The organism is Trabulsiella odontotermitis, assembly GCF_001297775.1.
In the GTDB taxonomy this organism is placed as follows: domain Bacteria; phylum Pseudomonadota; class Gammaproteobacteria; order Enterobacterales; family Enterobacteriaceae; genus Trabulsiella; species Trabulsiella odontotermitis.
In genome coordinates, this window is record NZ_LIFX01000002.1 from 100,660 (window position 1) to 121,390 (window position 20,731).

The 20,731-nt window shown below is 57.0% G+C and carries 22 protein-coding genes; 6 read left to right on the forward strand and 16 right to left on the reverse strand.

Translation table 11 applies throughout. The features are described from left to right. Position 1: 1 nt before the first annotated feature. The 3 genes from lsrB to lsrG are packed head-to-tail and all read left to right on the forward strand — an operon-like array spanning position 2 to position 2,207. Positions 2-1,015, forward strand: a complete 1,014-nt coding sequence (gene lsrB, locus AOY23_RS02280; protein ID WP_054178230.1) for an autoinducer 2 ABC transporter substrate-binding protein LsrB — start codon at positions 2-4, stop codon at positions 1,013-1,015. Between the two features lie 11 nt (positions 1,016-1,026). After that, on the forward strand, positions 1,027-1,914 hold the full coding sequence (gene lsrF, locus AOY23_RS02285; protein ID WP_054178231.1) for a 3-hydroxy-5-phosphonooxypentane-2,4-dione thiolase: 888 nt from the start codon (positions 1,027-1,029) through the stop codon (positions 1,912-1,914). Next, positions 1,911-2,207, forward strand: a complete 297-nt coding sequence (lsrG, locus tag AOY23_RS02290) for a (4S)-4-hydroxy-5-phosphonooxypentane-2,3-dione isomerase (RefSeq protein ID WP_054178232.1) — start codon at positions 1,911-1,913, stop codon at positions 2,205-2,207. The genes lsrF and lsrG overlap by 4 nt, the downstream gene beginning before the upstream one ends. Before the next feature lie 41 nt (positions 2,208-2,248). Here the strand turns inward: lsrG and hpaA are convergent, their stop codons facing one another. From hpaA to hpaG, 8 genes are all read right to left on the reverse strand, one after another. Next, positions 2,249-3,139 (reverse strand): 4-hydroxyphenylacetate catabolism regulatory protein HpaA, encoded by an 891-nt coding sequence (gene hpaA / locus AOY23_RS02295; RefSeq protein ID WP_054178233.1) that lies wholly within the window; start codon positions 3,137-3,139, stop codon positions 2,249-2,251. 9 nt (positions 3,140-3,148) lie between these two features. Continuing rightward, positions 3,149-4,501 carry a 4-hydroxyphenylacetate permease gene (hpaX, locus tag AOY23_RS02300; RefSeq protein WP_054178234.1) on the reverse strand — a complete coding sequence of 451 codons (1,353 nt, stop codon included), beginning with the start codon at positions 4,499-4,501 and terminating at the stop codon, positions 3,149-3,151. 21 nt (positions 4,502-4,522) lie between these two features. Next, a complete protein-coding gene (gene hpaI / locus AOY23_RS02305) occupies positions 4,523-5,320 on the reverse strand; it encodes a 4-hydroxy-2-oxoheptanedioate aldolase (protein ID WP_054178235.1) in 798 nt (265 codons plus the stop codon). Positions 5,321-5,330: 10 nt separating this feature from the next. Next, positions 5,331-6,134 (reverse strand): 2-oxo-hept-4-ene-1,7-dioate hydratase, encoded by an 804-nt coding sequence (gene hpaH, locus AOY23_RS02310; RefSeq protein ID WP_054178236.1) that lies wholly within the window; start codon positions 6,132-6,134, stop codon positions 5,331-5,333. A 102-nt stretch (positions 6,135-6,236) separates the two neighbouring features. Next, positions 6,237-6,617, reverse strand: coding sequence for a 5-carboxymethyl-2-hydroxymuconate Delta-isomerase (locus AOY23_RS02315; protein WP_054178237.1), 381 nt, complete (start codon positions 6,615-6,617; stop codon positions 6,237-6,239). Between the two features lie 9 nt (positions 6,618-6,626). Continuing rightward, a complete protein-coding gene (gene hpaD / locus AOY23_RS02320) occupies positions 6,627-7,478 on the reverse strand; it encodes a 3,4-dihydroxyphenylacetate 2,3-dioxygenase (RefSeq protein WP_054178238.1) in 852 nt (283 codons plus the stop codon). A 1-nt stretch (position 7,479) separates the two neighbouring features. Continuing rightward, positions 7,480-8,946, reverse strand: coding sequence for a 5-carboxymethyl-2-hydroxymuconate semialdehyde dehydrogenase (gene hpaE, locus AOY23_RS02325; RefSeq protein ID WP_054178239.1), 1,467 nt, complete (start codon positions 8,944-8,946; stop codon positions 7,480-7,482). Further along, positions 8,943-10,244: a 4-hydroxyphenylacetate degradation bifunctional isomerase/decarboxylase gene (gene hpaG / locus AOY23_RS02330; protein WP_054178240.1), complete on the reverse strand. Its 1,302-nt coding sequence runs from the start codon at positions 10,242-10,244 to the stop codon at positions 8,943-8,945. Before hpaG ends, hpaE begins: the two co-directional genes overlap by 4 nt. Positions 10,245-10,518: 274 nt before the next feature. Between hpaG and hpaR the strand changes: the two genes are divergently transcribed. Then, on the forward strand, positions 10,519-10,962 hold the full coding sequence (gene hpaR / locus AOY23_RS02335; protein WP_054178451.1) for a homoprotocatechuate degradation operon regulator HpaR: 444 nt from the start codon (positions 10,519-10,521) through the stop codon (positions 10,960-10,962). A 3-nt stretch (positions 10,963-10,965) separates the two neighbouring features. On the opposite strand, the gene AOY23_RS02340 is transcribed toward hpaR, so the two are convergent. The 4 genes from AOY23_RS02340 to AOY23_RS02355 all read right to left on the reverse strand — a co-directional run bounded on the left by AOY23_RS02340 (position 10,966) and on the right by AOY23_RS02355 (position 14,203). Continuing rightward, a complete protein-coding gene (locus AOY23_RS02340) occupies positions 10,966-11,211 on the reverse strand; it encodes a putative Se/S carrier protein (protein ID WP_054178241.1) in 246 nt (81 codons plus the stop codon). Further along, positions 11,211-11,975 (reverse strand): putative 2-hydroxyacyl-CoA dehydratase activator YjiL, encoded by a 765-nt coding sequence (yjiL, locus tag AOY23_RS02345; RefSeq protein WP_054178242.1) that lies wholly within the window; start codon positions 11,973-11,975, stop codon positions 11,211-11,213. The genes AOY23_RS02340 and yjiL overlap by 1 nt, the downstream gene beginning before the upstream one ends. Positions 11,976-11,984: 9 nt before the next feature. Beyond that, complete coding sequence (locus AOY23_RS02350) at positions 11,985-13,136, reverse strand: double-cubane-cluster-containing anaerobic reductase (RefSeq protein ID WP_054178243.1); 1,152 nt, start codon at positions 13,134-13,136, stop codon at positions 11,985-11,987. 140 nt (positions 13,137-13,276) lie between these two features. Beyond that, positions 13,277-14,203, reverse strand: coding sequence for a LysR family transcriptional regulator (locus tag AOY23_RS02355; protein ID WP_054178244.1), 927 nt, complete (start codon positions 14,201-14,203; stop codon positions 13,277-13,279). A gap of 225 nt (positions 14,204-14,428) precedes the next feature. Here AOY23_RS02355 and AOY23_RS02360 point away from each other — a divergent pair, with 225 nt between their 5' ends. Both AOY23_RS02360 and metC read left to right on the forward strand, forming a co-directional pair. Next, on the forward strand, positions 14,429-15,661 hold the full coding sequence (locus AOY23_RS02360) for a dicarboxylate/amino acid:cation symporter (protein ID WP_054178245.1): 1,233 nt from the start codon (positions 14,429-14,431) through the stop codon (positions 15,659-15,661). 39 nt (positions 15,662-15,700) lie between these two features. Then, positions 15,701-16,891, forward strand: a complete 1,191-nt coding sequence (gene metC, locus AOY23_RS02365; RefSeq protein WP_054178246.1) for a cystathionine beta-lyase — start codon at positions 15,701-15,703, stop codon at positions 16,889-16,891. A gap of 30 nt (positions 16,892-16,921) precedes the next feature. On the opposite strand, the gene mdtM is transcribed toward metC, so the two are convergent. The 4 genes from mdtM to AOY23_RS02385 form a co-directional block, all read right to left on the reverse strand. Beyond that, complete coding sequence (gene mdtM, locus AOY23_RS02370; RefSeq protein WP_152958375.1) at positions 16,922-18,154, reverse strand: multidrug efflux MFS transporter MdtM; 1,233 nt, start codon at positions 18,152-18,154, stop codon at positions 16,922-16,924. A gap of 66 nt (positions 18,155-18,220) precedes the next feature. Further along, on the reverse strand, positions 18,221-19,501 hold the full coding sequence (locus AOY23_RS02375; RefSeq protein WP_054178248.1) for a DUF445 domain-containing protein: 1,281 nt from the start codon (positions 19,499-19,501) through the stop codon (positions 18,221-18,223). A 58-nt stretch (positions 19,502-19,559) separates the two neighbouring features. After that, a complete protein-coding gene (gene yjiA / locus AOY23_RS02380; RefSeq protein ID WP_054178249.1) occupies positions 19,560-20,516 on the reverse strand; it encodes a GTPase in 957 nt (318 codons plus the stop codon). Positions 20,517-20,526: 10 nt separating this feature from the next. After that, the gene (locus AOY23_RS02385; RefSeq protein WP_003856610.1) at positions 20,527-20,730 is read right to left on the reverse strand and encodes a YbdD/YjiX family protein; all 204 of its coding nucleotides are present in this window, start codon (positions 20,728-20,730) and stop codon (positions 20,527-20,529) included. Position 20,731 lies beyond the last annotated feature (1 nt).

Below are 20,731 nucleotides of genomic sequence, written 5' to 3' on the forward strand. Positions count from 1 at the left end.
GATGAAAGCAAAACTGATGGTGCAACTGAGTGCGCTGGCGCTGGCCATGAGCGTGGCAACCGCCCAGGCCGCAGATCGTATCGCCTTTATTCCAAAACTGGTGGGGGTAGGGTTCTTTACCAGCGGCGGCAATGGCGCGAAAGAGGCGGGGAAAGCGTTGGGCGCGGATGTGACCTACGACGGCCCGACCGAGCCGAGCGTGTCCGGTCAGGTGCAACTGATCAATAACTTCGTCAACCAGGGTTACAACGCCATTATCGTCTCCGCCGTGTCACCGGATGGCCTCTGCCCGGCGCTTAAGCGCGCCATGCAGCGCGGCGTGAAGGTGCTGACCTGGGACTCAGACACCAAACCGGAATGCCGCAGCATTTATATCAACCAGGGCACGCCGGAACAACTGGGCGGCTTGCTGGTCGACATGGCGGCAAAACAGGTCACCAAACCGGCGGCAAAAGTCGCGTTTTTCTACTCAAGCCCGACAGTGACCGATCAGAACGCGTGGGTAAAAGAGGCGAAAGCCAAAATCGCCAAAGATCACCCGCAATGGCAGGTGGTGGCAACGCAGTTCGGCTATAACGATGCGACGAAATCGCTGCAGACCGCCGAAGGGATCCTGAAAGCGTATCCGGATCTGGACGCCATCATCGCCCCGGACGCCAACGCGCTGCCCGCCGCGGCACAGGCGGCAGAAAACCTGAAGCGTGAAGGGGTGGCGATTGTCGGTTTCAGTACACCGAATGTCATGCGTCCGTATGTTGAACGCGGCACGGTGAAAGCCTTCGGTCTGTGGGATGTGGTACAGCAGGGCAAAATTGCGGTCAACGTCGCCGATCATCTGCTGAAAAAGGGCGATCTTAACCCTGGCGACAGCGTTGAAGTGAAAGACATCGGTACGCTGAAAGTCGAGCCAAACAGCGTACAGGGTTATCAGTATGAAGCGAAAGGCAACGGCATTGTGCTGCTGCCGGAGCGGGTGGTGTTCACCAAAGAGAACATCAATAACTACGATTTCTGATGGGGGAGAAGATGGCTGATTTAGACGACATCAAAGACGGGAAAGATTTTGGCATTGGTACGCCGCAGAAAAACGCGCTCTACACCCTGAAAGGCTGCGGTTCGCTGGACTGGGGGATGCAGTCGCGACTGGCGCGTATTTTTAACCCGAAAAGCAACCGAACCGCGATGCTGGCGTTCGATCATGGCTATTTTCAGGGGCCAACCACCGGGCTTGAGCGTATCGATCTCTCCATTGCGCCGCTGTTCCAGGAAACCGACGTACTGATGTGTACGCGCGGCATTCTGCGCAGCCAGGTACCCGCGGCGACCAACAAACCGGTCGTGCTGCGCGCGTCGGGCGGTAACTCGATTCTGACCGAGCTGTCCAACGAGTGCGTGGCGGTGGCGATGGAAGATGCGTTGCGCCTCAACGTGTGTGCGGTGGCGGCGCAGGTCTATATCGGCAGCGAACACGAGCATCAGTCGATCAACAACATCATCAAACTGGTGGATGCCGGTAACCGTTACGGTATGCCGGTACTCGCGGTCACCGGTGTGGGTAAGGAGATGGCGCGCGATGCCCGCTATTTCTCTCTCGCCAGCCGTATCGCTGCGGAAATGGGCGCGCAGTTCGTGAAAACTTACTATGTGGAAGAGGGCTTTGAAAAAGTCACCGCCAGCTGCCCGGTGCCGATTGTGATTGCCGGTGGTAAAAAACTGCCGGAACACGAGGCGCTGGAAATGTGCTGGCAGGCGATCGATCAGGGCGCTTCCGGGGTGGATATGGGACGCAACATCTTCCAGTCCAGTGCGCCGTTGTCGATGCTGAAAGCGGTGAAAAAAGTGGTGCACGAGAACATGAGCGCCCGTGAAGCGTTCCAGTTCTGGCAGGAGGAAAAACAGGGAGAAGGCAAATGAATGTGACGCTGGTGGAAATCAACATTAAACCGGAACGGGTGGACGAATTTCTTGCGGTATTTCGCGCCAACCATGAAGGCGCGCTGACGGAGCCGGGCAACCTGCGTTTCGACGTATTGCAGGATCCCGAGGTCAACACGCGCTTTTACATCTACGAGGCCTACAAAGATGACGCGGCCGTGCTGGCTCACAAGAAAACCCCGCACTATCTGGCCTGCGTGGAAAAACTGGAAGCGTTGATGTCCGAACCGCGTAAAAAACGGAGCTTTATTGGATTGTTACCGGAAGTGTAGTGATTCCCTTCACCTGACCCTCTCCTCCGGGAGAGGGTTTCCTACGACACCGGCACCTGTTTTGCGCGATACGCACTCGGCGAGCAGCCCGTCAGGCGGTTAAAGAAGCGGGCGAAATAGGCCGGATCTTTAAAGCCCAGTTGCCAGGCGATTTCATTTACCGCGCTGTCGGAGAACAGCAGCAGTCGTTTGGCTTCGCGCATTTGCCGGTCGAAGATCAGCCGCTTGGGCGGGCGGTTGGCGAAACGACGACAAATATCGGTCAGCCGCGATTCAGTGATGTGCAGTTCACGGGCGTAATCCGGCAGCGTCCAGTGCTGGTGGTAGTGCACGTCAATCAACTGAGTGAATCGCTGGAACAGCTTCAATTCGCCACGCATACCGCTGGCGGCGTGGTCGTCGAGTTTCGCATTACGCAGCAACAGGGTGAACACCGCCTGCGCCAGCAACACAAGCGTGTGCTCGCGCCCCGGCAGTCCGGCGGTGGATTCCCGTTTAATCAATTGCCAGTAATGTGCCAGCGCCGCCAGCTCTTCGGGCTTATCGGCGAGCGACAGGCAGATCCCCGGCAGGCCGAACGTTTCCCGCGTGCCGGGGTAGAGCACTTCCAGCAGCGGCCAGACCAGATCTTCGCGTACCGTCAGTACGTGACCGTCGCTGTCCGATTCAGTGATAAACGCGTGCGGTACCGACGGCGGCGTCAGCACAAACAACGGCGCCTGCACCGAATAGCGATGATCATCAAGTTGTAGCTCAATCTGCCCGGTATCAAGAAAGTGCATCTGAAAAAACTGGTCGTGGCGATGTGCCTGCATGTCGCGGCCAAAAAAGGCCGCCATGCGGGCAAACGACTGATAATGCACATCTTCACTGCCCAGACTTTCATCGTAATCTTTACTGATGTCGATGTTGGCGATGGTCGGCTGGCACATGGCGGCTCCTTAGTGGATCTTCTGTGGTGCCATGCCTGCTGCACGTTGATGGCTTTCCCGCTGCGTCATCGGAATGCGCGTCAGCACCAGCGCCCCCACAATCAGCAGACCGGCAACGAACCACAACCCTGAACTGAAGCTGCCGGTCGCATCACGCAGAATACCAATTAGCAACGGACTGACGGAGGAACCCACGTTACCGATGGCGTTGATCACCGCCAGTGCCACTGCGCGGGACGACAGGCTAATCACCTGATCCGGCGTGGTCCAGAATATCGCCATGGCGGTAAACGATCCGGTTGAGGCCATAATGATACCCAGCAACTGGATCAGGCTGTGATCGGTGGCCGAGGCCAGCAGCCATCCCGCTGCGGCGAACAGATAGGGCAGGATGGTGTGCTTTTTTCGCTCTTTTAACCTGTCCGAACGACGGCTCCACCAGATCATGCCGAGGATAGTGCAAAACTGCGGAATAGCCGCCAGCAGACCAATCACAATATTGCTGCTGCCGGTGTTAAAGCTTTGCAGGATCTGCGGCGTCCAGATGTTGATGGCGCTGAGCGTATTGGTCAGGCAAAAATAGGCCAGCGTATAGAGCAGCACGGCGGGCGTCAGCACTTCGCGCAGGGTGGAGCGCGCCGCGAACGACGGCGAAACCGCCACTTCCTGTTCGCGGGCGATCATTGTTTTAAGCGTCTGTTTCTCCTGCTCATCGAGCCAGGTCGCCTGATCCGGCGTATCGTTGAGGAAAAACCAAGTCACCACGCCGAGCACGACAGACGGTAATCCTTCCAGCAGGAACAGCCATTGCCAGCCTTTCAGATTCCACAGTCCATCGAGCGCCAGAATATAGCCGGAGAGGATCGAACCGAGCATCATCGTCACCGGCATGGCGATCATAAACAACGCGTTGGCGCGGGCGCGGTGATAAGCCGGGAACCACCATGTCAGGTAGACCAGGATGCCTGGCAAAAAACCGGCTTCCGCAATGCCCACCAGCATGCGCAGGATGTACAACGTATGCGGGCTGGTGGCGAACATCGTGCAGGTCGACGCGATGCCCCACACCACCATGATCCCGGCTATCCATCGGCGTGCGCCGACTTTGGCCAGCATGATGTTGCTCGGGATCCCGCACAGCACATAGGTGACGTAAAACAACGTCGCCGCCAGGCCAAACATGGTGGACGTCAGACCCAGATCTTTGCCCATCGTCAGCCCGGCGAAGCCGATGTTAATGCGATCGAGAAACGAAAAAACAAACAGAATAAAAAGAAAAACGATCAAACGACGGAACAGCTTATTAATAACGCGATGCTCAACAGCTTTATTATCATTAGTTTGCAGGGTAGAGGTCGTCATGATGCGCTCCACATCGTACGGTTAGTAGACGGATTTATTGTTATTGCCTGACATAACCGGTGTATCGATAAAACGCGCCGCTAACGCTTCAGCGGCGCGGGCGAGCAGTGTGGTATCCACACCGACGGCGACAAACAGCGCGCCGAGTTCAAGGTAACGTTTTGCCATCGCTTCATTAGCCATCAGAATGCCCGGCGCTTTGCCGGCGCTCAGGATCTGCGCGATGGCGCGCTCAATGGCGGCCTGCACTTCAGGATGCTGCGGGTTACCGGCAAAGCCCATGTCGGCGCTGAGATCCGCCGGACCGATAAACACCCCGTCCACACCATCAACGTCGAGAATTTGCGGCAGGTTTTTCAGTGCTTCCCGGGTTTCGATTTGCACCAGCACGCACATGGCGTCGTTGGTGTGTTGCAGATAATCCGGGATGCGGTTCCAGCGTGATGCCCGCGCCAACGCACTGCCCACACCGCGAATCCCGGCGGGCGGATAACGGGTGGCGCGAACTGCCAGCCTGGCTTCGTCAGCGTTTTGTACCATCGGCACCAGCAACGTCTGCGCGCCAATATCCAATAACTGTTTGATCTGTACCGGATCGTTCCACGACGGGCGCACCACCGGCTGGCTGCGGTATGGCGCGACCGCCTGCAACTGAGTTAATACCGTCTGTACATTGTTGGGCGCATGTTCTGCGTCGATCAGCAGCCAGTCAAAACCGCTACCGGCTAACAGTTCGGCGCTGTAGCTGCTGCATAATCCCAGCCACAGGCCGATTTGCGGGCGACCCGCTTTCAGTGCGTCTTTAAAGGCGTTATTCATGCGCATCTCCTTACACAAAGCGGCAACTGATGGCGCCCATGTTGCCGTAATCGACATGGAAGGTATCGCCCTTACGCGCCGGTACCGGGCGGGTAAACGAACCGCCGAGAATGATCTGCCCGGCTTCCAGTTGTACGTCGTGCGGCGCCAGTTTGTTGGCCAGCCACGCCACGCCGTTGGCCGGGTGATTCAGCACGCCCGCGGCGACGCCGGTCTCTTCAATGACGCCGTTGCGATAGAGCAGTGCGGAGATCCAGCGCAGATCCAGTTCGTCAGGTTTAACCGGACGACCGCCGAGGATCACTCCGGCGTTGGCGGCGTTATCGGAGATGGTGTCGAACACTTTGCGCGGGCGCTGGGTTTCGGGATCGACGTTGTGGCAGCGGGCGTCGATCAGCTCCAGCGCCGGGATCACGTAATCGGTGGCGTTGTAGACGTCGAACAGTGTGCAGTTGGGGCCGCGCAGCGGTTTCGCCAGCACAAACGCCAGCTCGACTTCGATGCGTGGCACGATAAAACGATCGGTCGGAATGTCGCTGCCATCATGAAAAAACATGTCGTCAAGCAGCGCGCCGTAATCCGGTTCGCTGATCTGCGAGCTGGCCTGCATCGCTTTGGAGGTCAGGCCGATTTTATGCCCCTTCAGCACACGCCCTTCGGCAATTTTGAGGTCAACCCATTCACGCTGTACGGCATAGGCGTCTTCAATGGTGATGGTCGGGTAATCGAGCGAGATCGCACGGATTTGCTCACGCTGTTTTTCGGCCTGATTCAACCGCCGTGCGATCAGGGTTCGGGTCTGTTTATCGAGCATAGAGATTCCTGTGGCAGTGCCGGATGGCGCGTTGCTTATCCGGCCTACATTCGAAGCCGTTGTAGGCCCGGTAAGCGCAGCGCCACCGGGCGAGAAAGTGTGCTACTTAAACAAGGCGTGCACGTTGTTCTGCTTGTAATTCAGTGTCGGGTGCAGCTCTTCGATTTCGAAGGAGAGCGCCAGATAGCGGCTCGCCATCAGTGCGGCAAAATGGGCGTTTATCAGCGCGAACAACTGCTCGCCAACCTGCTGGCGGCTCTCCAGGCTGCGGCCTGCACCGATTTTCAGTGTCATGTGAACGAAGGCATAGTCATGCTTGCCGTCGGCCATTTGCCAGGTATCGAGCCACAGCGCGCGGCTGCGAATACCGCCGATCGGGAAAATGCCGGTGGCGGCGAGCGCGTCGTTCACTTTGGCGAACAGACCCGGTAAGTCGGCCTGCTCGCGAATGTTCTCGGTACATTCAGCGATAAAATGCGGCATGATTTTTCCTTACGCAGACAGCGGGAAAACGGCGTTCACCTGCCCGGTGCCGGAGCTGGGGAACAGGTCGGTGATGAACTCCACCTTGCCGTCGTAGTTATCCCAACCCAGCAGGCCGAGCAGCATCACGGTGTCGTGCATATTGCCTTCGCCGTAGCAGTAATCGGCGTATTCCGGCAGCATGCTGCAGAACTCCTTAAATTTGCCCTCGCGCCACAGCTTCACCACGCGTTCGTCCATCTGGCGGTCGAATTCACGGGTGTAGCTGTTCATCCCTTCTTCCGCGCGCTGGTCGTCGATGAACCGGTGCGACAGCGAGCCGCTGGCGAGCACCGCCACGGTACCGTCGTACTTTTCGATAGCGCTGAGAATGGCCTCGCCCAGTTTGCGGCTGTCGGCAAAATCATGAACGGTACAGAACGCCGAAATCGAGATCACTTTGAAATGCCGGTCGCTGTTCATGTAACGCATCGGCACCAGCGTGCCGTACTCCAGCTTCAGGCTCGGGATGTTGTGCGCTTTGGCGCGCACGCCACGCGCAATGGCTTCGTCGGCGATAAGCTGGCCGAGTGCCGGGTTGCCGTCGTATTCGTAGGTCAGATCGCGGATAAAATGCGGCAGTTCGTTGCTGGTGTAGACTCCCGCAAAATGTTCCGCGCAGTTGATGTGATAGGCGCTGTTGACCAGCCAGTGGGTGTCGAACACGATGATGGTATCGACGCCCATTTCGCGGCAGCGCTTGCTGATCTCTTTATGCCCGTCGATTGCCGACTGACGGCAGCCGTGGTTTTTCCCCGGCAGCTCAGAAAGATACATCGACGGAACGTGAGTGACTTTGGCGGCTAACGCTAACTTTCCCATCTCAGACTCCCCATTTGGGGATCGGGTGATCACCCATGGAAATGCAGACATTTTTCATTTCGGCGAACACTTCAAAGCTGTATTCGCCCCCTTCGCGCCCGGTACCGGACGCTTTCACGCCACCGAACGGCTGGCGCAGGTCGCGCACGTTTTGCGTATTAACGAACACCATTCCGGCTTCAATACCGCGCGCCAGGCGCAGCACTTTGCTGACGTCCTGGGTCCAGATGTAGGAGGCGAGACCGTACTCCACGTCGTTCGCCAGCCGCAGCCCTTCGGCTTCGTCTTTGAACGGCAGCAGGCAGGCCACCGGGCCGAAAATCTCTTCCTGCGCCACGCGCATGCGGTTGTCGACATCGGCCAGCACCGTCGGGCGCAGGAAATTGCCGCCTTTAAGATGTGCAGGCAGATCGGTCGGTTTGTCCGGTCCGCCCGCCAGCAGCGTCGCGCCTTCTTCAATGCCGAGGCGGATGTAGCCGGAGACTTTGTCCCAGTGCTGCTGGCTGATAAGCGCCCCAACCTGGGTGTTCGGATCAGTCGGGTCGCCCACTCGCAGACGGTTGGCGCGTTCGGCAAAGCGCTTCACAAATTCCGGGTAGATGCTTTGCTGAATGAAAATGCGCGACCCGGCGGTGCAGCGTTCGCCGTTGAGCGAGAAAATGGTGAACAGCGCGGCGTCCAGCGCACGTTCGATGTCGGCGTCTTCAAACACCAGCACCGGCGATTTGCCACCCAGTTCCATTGAGTATTTTTTCAGTCCGGCGTTTTGCATAATGCGGCGACCCGTCGCGGTGCCACCGGTGAACGACACGGCGCGGACATCGTGATGACGGACCAGCGCATCGCCCGCCGTGGCGCCATACCCCTGCACCACGTTCAGCACACCTGCCGGAATGCCTGCTTCCAGCGCCAGCTCGCCCAGACGATCAGCGGTCAGCGGCGACAGCTCAGACATTTTCAGCACCGCGGTATTGCCGAGCGCCAGGCACGGCGCGACCTTCCAGGTGGCAGTCATAAACGGCACGTTCCACGGCGAGACCAGCGCACAGACGCCGACCGGCTGCACCAGGGTGTAGTTCAGCATCTTGTCGTCGACCGGGTAGGTTTTGCCGTTCATCTGCTGGCACACTTCGGCGAAAAACTCGAAGTTGTGCGACGCACGCGGGATCAGCACGTTTTTGGTCTGGTGGATGGGCAGTCCGGTGTCAGCGGTTTCCATCGCCGCGATGTCCGGCACGTTTTCGTCGATCAGTTCGCCGAGGCGACGCATCAGGCGTGCGCGCTCTTTCATCGGCAGATTGGCCCATGTCGGGAACGCCGCTTTTGCTGCCGCCACCGCCTCGTTGATTTCCGCTTCTCCGCCGGACGCCACCTCAGCCAGTACCTCGCCGGTGGCCGGATTGATCGAGTGGAAATAGTCGTTACCGGCGACGTTTTTGCCGTTAATCCAGTGATTTATCTTTTTCATTTCAGCGTCTCCTCATACGTCTGCTGGCTGATAATGCGGTTGACCAGGCGGCCCACGCCTTCCACTTCCACCACCACTTCGTCGCCCGGCACCACGTCAGACAGCCCTTTCGGCGTGCCGGTGGCGATCATGTCGCCCGGTTGCAGCGTCATAAAATCGCTCAGGTACGCAATCAGGAAGGGGATGTCGAAAATGAGATCAGCCGTGGTGCCCTGCTGGCGCAACTCGCCGTTAACCCAGGTGCGCAGGGTCAGGTTATGCGGATCGGGAATCGCGGATTTATCGACGATCCACGGGGCGATGGGCGTCAGCGTGTCGCGGCTTTTCACCCGCAGATTCGGGCGGTAATAATTTTCCAGGTAGTCGCGGATGGCGTAGTCGTTGCAAAGGGTGTAACCGGCAACGTAATCCATCGCCGTCTCACGACTGACGTGGTGAGCCGTTTTGCCGATGACCACCACCAGTTCGGCTTCGTAATGCATGTAATCAACGTTGTCCGGGCGTACGGAGACCTGGTTGTCGCCGGTAAACGAGTTGGCGGCTTTGATAAAAATCAGCGGCTCTTCCGGCGGCTTAAAATCCAGTTCGCTGGCGTGATCGGCATAGTTCAGACCGAGCGCAAACAGCGTGCCGTTGGGGTGCGGACGTGGCTCAACAGTGCGAACATCCGTGATGTCGCGTTCGTCCACCACCGGGTTTTCCAGCGGCGGAAAGCCTTCGGCGAGAATGCGTACGCGATCGCCAGGCTTAAGCGCCACACGCTGTTGCGGCGTGCCGAGCAGAATGGCGTCGCCGGGTTGCAGGGTGGCGAACTCACTCAACGCGCAGAGCAGTTCCGCGGCATTGCGCTGTAAATCCGCCGTGCTCCAGCGGTCCGCTTCACGGCCGTTGATGTCAGTAATGATGGTCAGATTGTCGACGTTGTTAAGCGCTGTCATTTCACCCAACGGGCAGAAACCGTCACGGCACTTCGCTTTGATCGCCGGGCGGTAAAAGCTCTCTTCCGGCAGGCTGACCTCGTTGGCCAGCGCATAACCCGCGATGTACTCCGGCGCATCGGCGACGCTTACTTTGCTGGCGGTTTTACCGACGATCAGCGCGACAGTGGCGCCGCTCAGCACCGTTTCACCCACAGGATGCGGGATCGCCTCGCCGCCACGGATCACCGTGTTGTGCGGTTTGATAAACCACACCGCCGTTTTTGGCGGCGCGTTGTAAGGGGCTTGCCGGAATGCCTGCTGCCAGGCGTCAATCTGGCTGCGATGGTTGAGCGCAACGGCAAAAACAGTGCCTTTCATTCACCACTCCTCAAATCCGTTCTGTTAATTCATTAATATGTTAATGATCATCTTTTATGCCGCTGGCCTCTTTTTGGCAACTAAAGGTGAATGATTTGTGATCTGTTTAACGAAAAATTTACATGCGAAAAGAGTAGTCGTTATTTTTCAACGGATTAATATTTTTTTTCATAAATCTGGTACACTTCTCAGCCTGAAGCAGGCTGCTGAAAAAAGCACCGTTGCTGAATTATTTACTTATTAATGATGGCTGGAATTTTACGGGATGGCAGCAATGCATGACTCGTTAACCATTGCGTTGTTACAGGCGCGGGAAGCGGCGATGGGCTATTTTCGCCCGATCGTCAAACGGCATAACCTTACCGAGCAGCAGTGGCGCATTGTCCGCGTGCTGGCGGAAAACCCGTCGATAGATTTTCACGACCTGGCGTTTCGCACCTGTATTTTGCGCCCGAGCCTGACCGGCATTCTGACGCGCATGGAGCGCGATGGCCTGGTGTTGCGCCTCAAGCCGGTGACCGACCAGCGCAAGCTGTATGTGTCGCTGACCAAAGCGGGTTATGCGTTATACGAACATGCGCAATCGCAGGTGGAAGAGGCGTACCGGCAGATTGAAATGGCGTTTACGCCGGAGAAAATGCAGCAACTGACCGCGCTGCTGGAGGAGTTTATCGCGCTGGGCAACCCGCAGGCTGCCGAACGCGATGAAGAGGAATAACGTTCACACTGCCGGAAACTGCGCGACGGGGTGAAAATGCTCCTCGTCGCAACGGTAAATGCTCTCCGTCAGGCCGGGGATTACCCAGCGCGTGGGATCTTCACCGTGCAGATGAATACACAAACCACAACCGCCGCGCAGACCGCGCGGAATATCCTTCACCGTAAACGGCTCGCCAGCTTCCTGCAGTTTTTTGCGGGTCTGAACCACGCCGAGCGTTGAGTGAAACAGCAGAATGTAATGCGCCATTATCGCCCTCGCTGCCGCTGACCAATCAACGCCGCCCCTATCGCCCCGGCAAACTGCGCGTCGGGGTGGGTATTAACGTCCGCGCCCAGATGCGTGGATAGCATTCGCGTAAATGCCTGGCAATGGCTGACGCCACCGGTAAACAGCACCGGCCCCTGTGATGTCAGGCGCGAGATAAAGTTGGCGCTGCGCCGCGCCATGGCGTTGATCACACCCGCCAGAATCGCTTCGGGCGCAATGCCTGCCGAGCGCAGGCTTATCACCTCTGACTCAGCAAACACCGTGCACATGCTGGTGATGGCGTGGGGCTCAATGCCCGCGACCAGTGCATCCAGCTCCTCGACACTGGCGCCCAGCGTGCGGGAAATGACGTCAAGAAAACGCCCGGTACCGGCGGCGCATTTGTCGTTCATCAGAAAATCGGTAAGGTTGCCGTCCTCATCCAGTTGAATGACTTTGCTGTCCTGGCCGCCAATATCAATCACCGTGCGGGTGTCCGCCATCAGCAGACGAGCGCCGAGACCGTGACAGGAGATTTCGGTCACCTGTTTGTCGGCAAAATCGACCAACTGGCGCCCGTATCCTGTGAGCGTCAGAAACGGGCGTTCCGCGAGATCGTCGCTCAGCTCATGCCACGCCTGTTCTATCGCCAGCGCCGGGCGAAAGGGCGTCGGGCAGAGGAAGCGCCGCAGCAGGGTATTCCCCTCCAGCAGCACGCCCTTGGTGGCGGTGGAGCCGGAATCTATGCCTACCGTCAGTGACATTCCCGCTCCTTACAACATTTCAATGAACGCGGCGACACGCGTGCTGAGCTGACCGATATCGGCGGTGGAGTAATCCGTCTCGATAGCCATGTAGGGAATGTTGTGCTGCTGACGGACGTGACGTTTGATCGCCAGCGATTCCACGGCGTAGGTGTGGCAGGCCTGCAGGATCACGTCGATCACGCCGTCCGCCTGATATTCCTCAACCATCTGGCTCAACAGGGTTAATCGCTGAGTATTTGGCGACAGGCACGAGCAGCCGATCGCCAGATATTTATCCGCCAGCGCTTCCCAGACATCGCCCGTTTCCGCCACGTTGCGCTCAGTGGCTTTGGCGCCAGTGCAGTTTTCATAACCGACCACCCAGCCGCCGTTGTCCTCAATAGCGCGCACCACTTTTTCCGCCGCGCCGCCAATCGGGCAGCCGGTGATGAGGATGCGTGGACGGGCGTCGAGCCGTTTCCCGGCCAGCCAGTCGGCTTTCACCCGGGCGGTCATCGTGTCCAGTTCGGTAATCAGCGCTTCTTTGTCAAAACGGAAGGTGGCGCCGTAGACCACTTTCAGCAGATCGACGCCGCTCAGCGCGGGTGGATTGAGCTGACCGAGGCGATAGAAATCCGCCAGTGCGCGGCGTTCACGGTTTTTCAGCACAATGGCGTCGCGCAGCGCAGACTCGTCAATCGTCGTGCCGAAACGCGCTTCAACGGCCTGTTGCAGACGGCGCATTTCCGCTTTCCACAGCGCGCGCGAGGCGGCATCGTCAGCGCTGTTAGGCAACTGCATGACGTGAACCGGTTTGAAGTCTGCCATGTACTCGTACATCTTTTTCTTGCCGTCGCAGGTGGTTTCGCCGACCACCAGATCAGAAAAGTAAAAGTAGGGGCATTTGTCGGTCTTGCCAAAACCGTAACTGCTTTTAATCAACGGGCAGAGGTTGCGCGGGAGATCTTTTTCCGCTTCTTCGATGGTTTCATCGGATGTGGAGCACAACGAAACCACCACGGCGCCTGCGGCCATCGGGATCTCCTGCGGCATAAACGTGCAATAAGTGCCGACCAGCGGAATACCGCGATCCTTCAGTTCCATAACGGTGAGAAAGCCTTTCTGGCGAGCTTCTGAGAATTGATCGAACAGGGCGGGTAATTCGGTGATGAGTGACATGCTTTTTCCTTCCCCGTAACACGGGAGATGATGAAAAGAGCAAACATTATAACCTTAACTAATTTGTGGTTATGTTGATCTGCGACGGGATTCAGAAAACAAAAAAAGCCGCTGAAAACAGCGACTTTTTATTTCCGTTCTCACCCCGGTATCCAGCTGTCCCAGGCGGGGATCGGCGCCAGTTCTTCTACCAGGAAATCGATAAACGCGCGCACTTTGGGGTTGCTGTATTTGCTGGGGAAATAGAGTGCATAGAGTTCATGGGTTTCGCAGGTGATATTGCCGTCCAGCATCAGCGGGGTGATTTCCTCTTTCTGAATATGATCGCCAATCAAATAGGTGGGCAGATACGCGACGCCTTGATCTTCGAGCACGGACTTCAACAATACCAGACTGCTGTTCGCCTGAATGGGCATCCGTACTTTCAACTGGTGCAGCCGATCCTGCTCGTCCGCCACTTTGAGCACTGGCGTCAGACCCGGGTAAACCAGACAGTCGTGTTCGACGAGATCAACACGCCGTTGCGGGATGCCTTTTTTACGCAGATACCCTGGCGACGCACAATACGCCCACCGGATGGGCGCGAGTTTACGCATGGCATAGTTTTGCGGCGGCGCCATGGAAATTCGCAGGGCGATATCGTAATCCGCTTCATTCAGGTTCACAAAATTGTCATTCAGATCAATATATAAATTCACGTCCGGACACAGGCTGCGGAATTTATCCACCAGATTGACCAGTCGCGCGTATCCGAAAGCAATCGAGCAGGTAATGCGTAATTCTCCCTGCGGATTCTGATAATAACCGGTGGTGGTATTTAACGTTTCATCAAATTCTTTTAGTAATTTATTGGCGCGATTAAAAAGATATTGCCCGGCGTCGGTAAGGGTAATGCTTCTCGTTGTGCGTTTAATTAACGTAGTACCCAGAATATCTTCCATTGCGGTCAGGCTTTTACTGACGGCGGAGGGGGAAACATTTAATTGTGAGGCCGCTTCAGATAATCCGCCACATTCGACAATCCTGACGAAAAATTCCAGATGCTTTAGCGAAATGGGGGTGCTCATTGTTTCCTTCCATTCACAAGTGATTTGCGAAAACGGTACGAATCGCCCGTTACAATCCCATTTGAAACATGCAACTATTGAATCACAGGAAATGAGTTCCTGACAAAATGAAAATATGACAACTTAAGTGAAGTGCGTCACAAAATAAAAGGAAGTCGCATCAGAGATAATAAAAGTGTGAATGTTATCTCAGTTCATAATATTTAAATTAAAAAGGTGCCTGTTATGTGGTCACGACTCGAACCCTACAGATCGTCCATTATTTTATTACTGGCTTTGATTGCCGGCGGCATTCTGGGAATTTACGCGCCAACGTTTGCCGCAAAACTACAACCCCTGGGGCAAATTTTCCTTAACCTGTTATTTATGATCATCGTCCCGCTAGTGGGTATCAGCGTGATGTCATCCATCGCCAGAATGACCGACCTGAAACGTCTGGGTCGTATTATGGCGATTATTTTTATTGTCTCGATCGCCATGGCGCTTATTCCGGCGGCAGGGATTGTCGCGCTTGCATTGTGGTACAACCCGGCGCAGGGCGTGACGATTGACCTGTCGAAAACCGTGGAAGCGGGCAGCGGCAAGATGGATTTTGTCAGCATGATCACCACCCATGATTTCGTTGGGCTGTTCTCAAAATCCAACATTCTGGCGCTGATTGTGATGGCGATTATCGCCGGGATCGCGATTGGTCAGTCTGAAAATGCGGGCCGACGCATCGCTTCGCTGCTGGAAGATGCCAACACGGTGATCATGAAAGTGGTTTCCATCATCATGACGGTCGCGCCCGTCGGGTTGGGCTGCTACTTCGCCGCAACGATGGCCAGTCAGGACTCCGGTATTCTGCTCACCTTTGCCCGCGCCATCATTCTGTTTATGGCGGCGACAGTGATCTACTACGTGCTCGGCTCGATTGTCTATTCCTGGATTGGCGGCGGCATGCCTGCGGTGAAAGCCTTCTGGCGCAACGCGATCCCTCCTTCCGTGACCGCGCTGGGCACCTGTTCTTCTCTCGGAACGCTGCCGGTCACCATTCGCGCCGGTAAAGCGATGGGGATCAACCCGGAAATCGTCGATGTCTCTCTTCCGTTACTGGTGAACCTGAATAAGGGCGGCGTGGCGATGATTGCGGCACTGAAAATCGTCTTCATCTACTCGGTGCTGGGGATGGAATTCACCACGGAGACCTTCTTCCTCACCATGCTGATTGCCGTGCTCTCCGCGATTATCGTCGGCGGCGTGCCTGGCGGCGCGTTCCTCGGTGAGATTTTCATCGTCACCACGCTGGGGTTGCCGATGGAGACCATACCGATGCTGGTGGTGCTCGGCACCATTACCGATGCGCCTGCCACGCTGATTAACGTTATTCACGATTTGAATGCGGCGCAAATCATCGAACGCTTCACCGGCAAAAAACAGCCTGCTTCTGAAGCCTCTCAGACGGCCGCAGCAGTATAAATTTCCCAAACGGATTAAAAGGATGTCACAGGAGACGTTATGAAAGATTCCCTCAGACTCGAAACACAGTTAGTGATCGCCGGGCGCGATAAACGCTACACCCAGGGCGCGGTTAACCCGGTGATCCAGCGCGCCTCTTCGCTGGTGTTCGATTCGGTGAAAGAGAAGAAATTCGCGACCGCCAACCGGGCGAACGGTGAGCTGTTTTACGGGCGACGCGGAACTTATACCCATTTTGCTTTCCAGAAAGCGATGAGTGAACTGGAAGGGGGTGTCGGATGTGCGCTGTATCCGTGCGGCGCGGCGGCAGTGACCAATGCGATTCTGGCGTTCGTTGCGAGCGGCGATCATATCCTGGTGACCGGTGCAGCGTATGAACCTACGCAGGATTTTTGCACGAAGATCCTCAGCAAGTTTAACGTGGAAACAACGTACTACGATCCGATGATCGGTGCTGGCATTGTCGATCTTATCCGTCCCAATACCAAAGTGGTGTTTCTGGAATCGCCCAGTTCGATCACCATGGAAGTCCAGGACGTACCGGGGATGGTGAAGGCGATCCGCGCGGTTAACCCGGAGATCGTCATTATGATCGACAACACCTGGGCGGCGGGCGTGCTCTTTAAAGCGCTGGATTTTGGCGTCGATATTTCGATTCAGGCAGGCACCAAATACACCATCGGCCATTCGGACGGGATGCTTGGCACGGCGGTATCCAATGCCCGCTGCTGGGATCGTCTGCGGGAAAACTCCTACCTGATGGGTCAGACGCTGGATGCCGACACCGCTTACAACGGCAGCCGTGGCCTGCGTACGCTGGCGATTCGCCTCAGGCAGCACGAGGAGAGCAGCATCGAAATCGCTCGCTGGCTGATGAACCGGCCGGAAGTGGCGCGCGTTAATCACCCGGCGCTGGCGCAGTGCCCAGGGCATGAATATTTTCAGCGTGATTTCTCTGGCAGTTCCGGGTTGTTTTCCTTTGTGCTGAAAAAGCGCCTGAGTGACGAGCAACTGGCGCATTTCCTCGACAACTTCACGTTGTTCCACATGGCCTATTCCTGGGGCGGTTTTGAGTCGCTGATTCTGGCAAACCAGCCGGAAGAGCTGAACGAGATCCGTCCGGCGGGGGCAGTAGACTTCACCGGCACGCTGGTTCGGGTGCACATCGGGCTGGAGGCAGTGGAGGATCTGATTGCTGATCTGGATGCCGGATTCGGGCGTATCGCTTAAAAAAATGGCCCCGCGTTGTGGGGCCTGTTTTTATTTCTCCGTCGCCGGAAGCGACGCATTATGCTGCCGGACGCGTCGCAGCAATCCTGCCAGCGCAAACACCACGGCAATCCCCGCGATTACTGCCAGCAGATGGAACGGGATCCGTCCGCCGTTAAACCACAGCCAGCGGGCGCCCTCAACAGCCAATGCCATTCCGCTCAGAATAGTGATATTCAGTGAGGCGGACACCGTGCCTTTCGGCAGATCGTTTGAGAAGAGCGTAAAGCGGAACAGCGTAGGGAAAATCAGCCCGATGCCGAATGCATACAGGCTGGTGCCGGTGACCGACCACAGCCAGACGTGCGGCCACAGCAGATTGCCGGCGATGAGCAGCAACAGACCGAACAGCTGGATGGGGATCGCCCGCCAGATGAACCGCGGCTCGGTGGGATCTTTCACGAATCGCGCTACCACCATGTTGGCGACAATCACCGCGCCGAACACCGGCACCTGCGCCCAGGCGAACTCTGCGGTCGTCATGCCGCCTGCGTCGATCAGAATGACCGGCGACACCGCCACCCATGTCATCATCGGAATGTAACTCAGGGTGATCACCGCCGCGCCAAGCTGGAAAACCCGGTTGCGAAAAACATTGCGGAAATCGCGCAACACGCCGCTCACGCTTAACGGTACGACGCCCCGTTGCACGGTTTCCGGCATCGCCAGCAACAGGCCGAGCCAGCCCAGAAAACCGAGGAAAGCGATAATGCCGAACAGCGCTTTCCAGTGCATAAAATGCATCAGCGCCGCGCCGGAGAGCGGGCCGATGACTGGCGCAATCAGCACGATCGAGGTGATGATCGCCATCAGCTTAATGCCCTTCGTCTGACCGAACGCTTCCTGGATGGTCACGTAGCCGACGGTGGCGATAAAGCAGATGCTGGTGCCCTGCACGAACCGCGCCACCAGAAACTGCTCCATGGAGGTGGTAAACAGCGTGGCGGTGCAGGCGAGGGTAAAAATCAGCGCGCCGGTGATGAGCACCGGACGGCGACCAATCCTGTCCGAGAGCGGTCCGAGCAGCCATTGCAGCGCCATGCCGCCCGCCAGATAGAGGCTGACAGACGCCGGGGCGAGACTGACATCGGCGTTAAAATCACGTACCACATTGATAATGCCTGGCTGGATTAAATCCGTCGTCAGATAAGCGGCAAAATCATAAATAATCAACGCCATCGGAAAGAACAGCGTGGCGGCATGGCGACGAAAAAAAGACAACATCCATTGCATAAAAAACGTACTCCTTGTGCGGGGAAAACAGCCAGGGCGGGATCTGTTGCGGTTTTTTTACCCGACCGGTATGGCGATCAGCGCAGGAATTTGTGATACCAGCCAGAGAATCAACCCGATACTGCCGCCGACCAGTGTCCCGTTAATGCGAATAAACTGCAAATCTTTGCCGATGTTGAGTTCGATCTGCTGCGACATCTCGCGGGCATCCCAGCTTTTAACGGTATCGCTGATGTGGCGGGTGAGGAAGGCGGCGAAGTCCGGCGCGGCGCGGCGGGCAGCTTCCTCAAGGTGCTCATTCAGCGAGGTGCGCAGTGCGCTATCCGCCACCAGCGTTTCGCCAAACCATTGCCCGGCTTCGGCGACGCGCTGCCGGACGCGGGAGTCTTCGGTGTTGAGATCATCCTTCAGCCAGCGACGCAGATCAGCCCACAGTCCGCCGAGATAGCCGTTAAACGCCGCATCGTTTTTCAGGTAACGCTTGATGTCGTCGGCGCGCTGCGCCAGTTGCGGATCGCTTTTCAGCGACTCGATAAGCCTCAGTACCGCGCGGTCAAACGCCTGGCGAATCTGGTGCGTGCTGTCGACGGTCACTTCATCCAGCAACGTATCCACTGCTTCAGAGACCAGTTCGGCACTGTGCTCGCCAAGCCATTCGGTGGGTAACACTTTGGCTTTCAGCGGATGCTCAGTTTGCAGCCAGTGGACAATCTGCTTCGCAATAAAACGCCGCGTGCTGTCGCGGTGGATCAACACCATCAACTGGGCGATCAGCGCGTCCAGCAGCGTCTGATGGCGGTTATCTTTGGTCATGCTTTCGAGCATCAGGGCGCTGGTGCCGGTGAGATCCACTTTGTCGATCGCCTTATGCACCGCGCGTTTCAGCAGGCCCTGAATGCGCGCATCGTCGGTCAGTTCGAGAAAACCGCCCATTACGGTCATCAGATGATGCCCGACTTTCTGCGCGTTTTGCGGCTGGCTGAACCAGGTACCGATCATCATCGCCGGTTCGTGGCGCTGGATCAGCGTCACCAGCGATTGCGTATCGAGAAACTCTTCCTGCACGAAACGGCCGAGATTGTCGCCAATCCTGTCCTTATTGCGGGGAATGATCGCCGTATGGCGGGAGATAAAGGGAATAGGGATGCGACGAAACAGCGCGACGACCGCGAACCAGTCAGCCAGCGCGCCGACCATAGCCGCTTCTGACATCGCTTTGAGCGCGCTCACCCACCAGGCCGGTGGCAGAAATAACGTCGTGACAAAAATCGCCGCCGCTACCAGCAGCAGCGACAGCGCCAGCCGCCGGGCGCGTTTGAGTTCAGCTAATTTATCCATCCGGTAAGCATAGAGCGCCGCAGGGAATTTTTGTAGTGACGGCTTCGGTGCTCACATCCTACTTCTTCAGCCCGGCAAAGGCGGCGCGGATTTCGTCTTCCGGCAACTGGACGCCGATAAACACCAGCGTGCTGTGCGGTGTTTCGTCGCCCCACGGGCGGTCCCAGTCGGCGCTGTACAGGCGCTGAACGCCCTGAAACAGCAGGCGGTTTGGCTCGCCATCAATCCACAGCATGCCTTTGTAGCGCAGCAGTTTATCGGCAAACGACAGCAGCAGATTTTCCATCACTCGCGATACGTCGCTGATATCGACCGGGTAATCCAGTTCGACCACGATGGAGGCGATGTCGTTTTGCTTGTCAGCGATAAAGTGGAAACGTGGCGTCGGTTGCACGACGTTCTCTTCCAGCATAAAGCCGTTGGTATCGAACAACAGTGCGAGGTCGATATCGCCGTGTGTCACGGTATACACTGGCGCGCGGGCGTTAATGCGCGCAATGCGCTCACGCAGTTTTTCGCTGTCGCCTGCGACGTCGGTTTTGGTCAACAGAATGCGGTCTGCATAGCCGATTTGCGACTGCGCGAGCGTGAACTGATTCATTTGCTCATTGGCGTGGACGGCATCCACCAGCGCGATCACGCCGTCCAGCAGGTAGCGCTGGCAAAGGATTTCATGGGAGAAAAAGGTCTGAATGATTGGGCCGGGATCGGCCATGCCGGTGCACTCAATCACCAGCCTGTCGAAGTGGATGTCGCCGCGATCGAGGCTGTCGAGCAGATCCAGCAGCGCGTCTTCCAGTTCGTTAGAGCGACTGCAGCAGATGCAACCGTTGGTCAGGGTTTTGATCTGCGTGGCGCGATCGCCGATGAGCTGATCGTCCACCGACACTTCACCAAATTCGTTTTCGATAACAGCGATTTTGTAGCCGTGCTGTTCGTTGAGGATATGGCGCAACAGCGTGGTTTTGCCCGCGCCGAGAAAGCCGGTGAGCAGGGTGACTGCAACAGGTGTCATGTTCTCTCCTTTAGCAACAGCGTACGCCGCCTTCTCCACTCCCGCCGTAGCGCGCTTCCTGACGCTCGCGGAAGAATTCGGTGTAGGTCATATACGGTTTGTCCGGATGGTTGGTCTTCATGTGCTCGACATAGTTGTCGTAATCCGGGATACCAATCAGCATCTTTGCCGCCTGACCGAGATATTTTTTGGCTTCACCTAAGTTACCAAACATT